Origin of the sequence: Streptomyces albospinus (assembly GCF_014648695.1) — a bacterium.
Taxonomy (GTDB): domain Bacteria; phylum Actinomycetota; class Actinomycetes; order Streptomycetales; family Streptomycetaceae; genus Streptomyces; species Streptomyces albospinus.
In genome coordinates this window covers 67,721-72,058 of the sequence record NZ_BMRP01000011.1, presented here as the reverse complement: position 1 = coordinate 72,058, position 4,338 = coordinate 67,721, and the positions used below count along the sequence as shown (strand labels likewise).

At 70.7% G+C, this 4,338-nt stretch carries 3 protein-coding genes; 1 reads left to right on the top strand and 2 read right to left on the bottom strand.

Annotated features, from left to right (window positions below; translation table 11 throughout):
- Positions 1–60: 60 nt before the first annotated feature.
- Together IEZ17_RS17115 and IEZ17_RS17110 are read right to left on the bottom strand one after the other, a co-directional pair.
- Positions 61–2,094 (bottom strand): ABC transporter ATP-binding protein, encoded by a 2,034-nt coding sequence (locus IEZ17_RS17115; protein WP_373299844.1) that lies wholly within the window; start codon positions 2,092–2,094, stop codon positions 61–63.
- Positions 2,091–3,824, bottom strand: a complete 1,734-nt coding sequence (locus tag IEZ17_RS17110) for an ABC transporter ATP-binding protein (protein ID WP_189301013.1) — start codon at positions 3,822–3,824, stop codon at positions 2,091–2,093. The genes IEZ17_RS17115 and IEZ17_RS17110 overlap by 4 nt, the downstream gene beginning before the upstream one ends.
- A gap of 168 nt (positions 3,825–3,992) precedes the next feature.
- Here IEZ17_RS17110 and IEZ17_RS17105 point away from each other — a divergent pair, with 168 nt between their 5' ends.
- On the top strand, positions 3,993–4,256 hold the full coding sequence (locus IEZ17_RS17105) for a MoaD/ThiS family protein (RefSeq protein WP_189301011.1): 264 nt from the start codon (positions 3,993–3,995) through the stop codon (positions 4,254–4,256).
- The last annotated feature ends 82 nt before the right edge of the window (positions 4,257–4,338 follow it).

Sequence of the window (4,338 nt, the reverse complement as noted above, 5' to 3'; positions counted from 1 at the left end):
CCCGGTGGGGCCGGCGGCGAGCGCGCGAACGGCGGGGCGCGGCACGAGCGCCGCTGCGGGTCACTCGGTCTCCGCGACCGCCTCCGCGAACTGCGCCGCGTACAGCCGGGCGTAGGCGCCGCCGACCGCCAGCAGGGCGTCGTGCGAGCCCTGTTCCACGATCGCGCCGTTCTCCATCACCAGGATCACGTCCGCGTCGCGGATGGTGGAGAGCCGGTGCGCGATGACGAAACTGGTGCGGCCGGTGCGGAGTTGGGCCATCGCGTGCTGGATCAGGACCTCGGTGCGGGTGTCGACCGAGCTGGTGGCCTCGTCCAGGACGAGGATGGCCGGCTCGGCGAGGAAGGCCCGCGCGATGGTGATCAGCTGCTTCTCGCCGGCCGAGACGTTGGCGCCCTCCTCGTCGATGACGGTGTCGTAGCCCTCCGGCAGGGTGCGGACGAACCGGTCGACGTGGGTGGCCCTGGCCGCCTCGACGACCTTGTCCAGCGAGGTGCCCTCGGGGGCGCCGTAGGCGATGTTCTCGGCGATGGTGCCGCCGAACAGCCAGGTGTCCTGGAGGACCATGCCGATGTTGCCGCGCAGCTCCTCGCGGGACATCCCGGCGATGTCGACGCCGTCCAGGGTGATCCGGCCGCCGCTGACCTCGTAGAACCGCATCAGCAGGTTGACCAGGGTGGTCTTGCCCGCACCGGTCGGGCCGACGATCGCGACGGTCTGGCCGGGGTGGACGGCCAGCGAGAGGCCGTCGATGAGCGGCTTGTTCTCGACGTAGCGGAAGGACACGTCCTCGAAGGCGACCCGGCCCCTGACCTCGTCGGGGCGGACCGGCCGCTCCGGGTCCGGCGCCTGCTCCCCCGCGTCGAGGAGTTCGAAGACCCGCTCGGCGGAGGCGACACCGGACTGGACGAGGTTGGCCATCGAGGCGACCTGGGTCAGCGGCTGGCTGAACTGGCGGGAGTACTGGATGAACGCCTGGACGTCGCCGATGGACAGCGCGCCGGAGGCGACGCGGAGGCCGCCGATCACCGCCACCAGGACGTAGTTGAGGTTGCCGATGAACATCATCGCGGGCTGGATGATCCCGGAGATGAACTGGGCCTTGAACCCGGCCGCGTAGAGCGCCTCGTTCTGCTCGCGGAACAGCTCGGCGGACTCCCGCCCGCGGCCGAAGACCTTGACCAGCGAGTGGCCGGTGTACATCTCCTCGATGTGCGCGTTCAGCTTGCCGGTCGTCTTCCACTGCTGGACGAACTGCGGCTGCGCGCGCTTGCCGATCCTGGCGGCGACCAGGACCGAGACCGGCACGGTCACCAGCGCGACCAGCGCCAGCAGCGGCGAGATCCAGAACATCATCAGCAGCACGCCCAGGATCGTCAGCACCGACACCATGATCTGGCTGAGGGTCTGCTGGAGCGTCTGCTGGATGTTGTCGATGTCGTTGGTCGCGCGGGAGAGCACCTCGCCGCGCTGCTGCTTGTCGAAGTAGCTCAGCGGCAGCCGGGCCAGCTTCTCCTCGACCTGCTGCCGCATCCGGAAGACGGTGCGCTGGACGACCCGGGTGGCGATCCGGGCCTGGACGAAGCCGAAGAGGGCCGCGCTGATGTAGATCGCCGCGGCCCCGACCAGGACCGTGCCGACGGCGCCGAAGTCGATGCCGTGGCCGGGGACGACCGGCATCGTGCCGAGCATGTCGGCGAGCCCGCCCTGGCCGTGCGCCCGCAGGTGGTCGGCGGCCTGCGCCTTGGTGATGCCCTCCGGCAGCCGGCGGCCCACGATGCCCGCCATGATCAGGTCGGTGGCCCGGCCGAGGACCCGGGGCCCGACGACCGTCAGCGCCACGCTCAGGACGCCCAGCAGCAGCGCGACGGCGATGATGCCGCGCTCCGGCCGCATCTGGGCCAGCAGCCGCTTGCCGGAGCCCTTGAAGTTGAGGGACTTGTCGATCGGGCCGCCCATCATGCGGGCCATCGGGCCCGCGCCGGGGGCCGGGCCGCGCCGGGGGGCCGACGTCGGGGCCTCGTCGGGCGCCGCCGCGGGAGCCCCTTCGGCGGACGTCCCCGTACCGGCCGCTCGTTTGTCCGCGGTGGTCACGCCGCCTCCTGCTCGGTGAGCTGGGAGAGCACGATCTCCCGGTAGGTCTCGTTGCCGGCCATCAGCTCGGTGTGGGTGCCGGTGCCGACGATCCGGCCCTCGTCGAGGACCACGATCCGGTCGGCGCCGCGGATCGTTGCGACCCGCTGGGCGACGATCACCACGGTGGCCCGGTCCGTCTCCCGGGACAGCGCGGCGCGCAGGGCCGCGTCCGTGGCGTAGTCCAGCGCGGAGAAGGAGTCGTCGAAGAGGTAGATCTCCGGCTTGCGGACCAGTGCCCGCGCGATGGCCAGGCGCTGCCGCTGGCCGCCGGAGACGTTGGAGCCGCCCTGCGCGATGGCCGCGTCCAGCCCGCCGTCCATCCGCTCGACGAAGTCGCGGGCCTGGGCGGTCTCCAGTGCGTGCCACAGCTCGTCGTCGGTCGCCTCCGGGTTGCCGTACCGCAGATTGCTCGCGACCGTCCCGGAGAAGAGGTACGGCTTCTGCGGGACCAGGCCGATGACGGTGGCCAGCGTCTCCTGGTCCAGGGTGCGGACGTCCTCGCCGTCCACCAGGACCGCGCCGCCGGTCGCGTCGAACAGCCGCGGTACGAGCCCGAGGAGGGTCGACTTGCCGGAGCCGGTCGAACCGATGACGGCGGTGGTCTCGCCGGGGCGGGCGACCAGGGACACGTCCTTGAGCACCGGCTGCTCGGCGCCGGGGAAGCGGAACTCCACGTTGCGCAGCTCCAGTTCGCCGTGCCGGCGCAGCGCGGTGACCGGGTGCGCGGGCGGGGTGACGCTGGAGTCGGTGGCCAGCACCTCCTGGATGCGCTCGGCGCAGACCTCCGCGCGCGGCAGCATCATCACCATGAACGTCGCCATCATGATCGACATCAGGATGTACATCAGGTAGCTGAGGAACGCGGTCAGCGCACCGATCTCCATCCGGCCGCCGCCGATGCGCAGCCCGCCGAACCACACCACGGCCACACTGGAGAGGTTCACGATCAGCATGACCAGCGGGAACATCATCGACATCAGCCGCCCGGCGCGCAGCGACACGTCGTACAGATCGGTGTTGGCGGCGCCGAACCGCTCGCGCTCGTGCCGGTCGCGGACGAAGGCGCGGATGACGCGGATACCGGTGATCTGCTCGCGCAGCACCCGGTTGACGGTGTCGATGCGCGTCTGCACACCGCGGAACAGCGGACGCATCCGGCGCACGATCAGTGAGACGAGGATCCCGAGGACCGGGACGATGACCAGCAGGAGGGCCGACAGCGGCGCGTCCTGGTTGAGCGCCATGACGATGCCGCCGACGCACATGATCGGCGCCGAGACCATCATCGTGAAGGTCATCAGCACCAGCATCTGCACCTGCTGGACGTCATTGGTGGTGCGGGTGATCAGCGATGGCGCGCCGAACGCGCCCACCTCCCGCGCCGAGAAGGACTGCACCTGGTCGAAGACCGCGGCCCGGATGTCCCGGCCGAGCGCCATGGCCGTACGGGCGCCGAAGTAGACCGCGGTGACGGCGCACACGACCTGGAGCGCCGTCACGGCGATCATGAATCCGCCGACGCGGAAGATGTAGCCGGTGTCGCCCTTGACGACACCGTTGTCAATGATGTCGGCGTTGAGAGTGGGCAGATAGAGGGTCGCCAGCGTCTGGATCAGCTGGAGCAGGACGATCAGGGCTATCGAGCGCCTGTAGGGCCGCAGATGCACCCGCGCGAGTCGGACCAACACATCCGGGAGCCTATGCGAACACTTGCCCTCGGCAACCGAATTTCTCCGATCCGTGCCGGAAACGCCGCGCTCCGCCGACAGCCTTTGCCGGAATCTGCCCGGAGCCGGACCGGCCGACGCGTAGGCCATCATGGAGGCGGCAAGAGCCCCCGACACGAAGAGGCCGCCGTGACAACAACTGGCACCGTGCGCTACTGGGCCGCGGCCAAGGCCGCCGCCGGCACGGCAGAGGAGCCGTACGCGGCGGCGACCCTCGCCGAGGCGCTGGACGCGGCCCGGACCGCGCATGCCGCGAACCCGGAGTTCGCGCGCGTCCTGCTGCGCTGCTCCTTCCTGGTGGACGGCGTTCAGGTCGGCACCCGCAACCACGCGGACGTGCCGCTGGCCCAGGGCGGCACCGTCGAGGTCCTGCCGCCGTTCGCCGGAGGATGAGCACCCGATCATGAGCGACAACCAGCCGCAGCACCCCGACCAGCAGCCGTACGACCCGTACGCCCACCCGTCCCCCGACCAC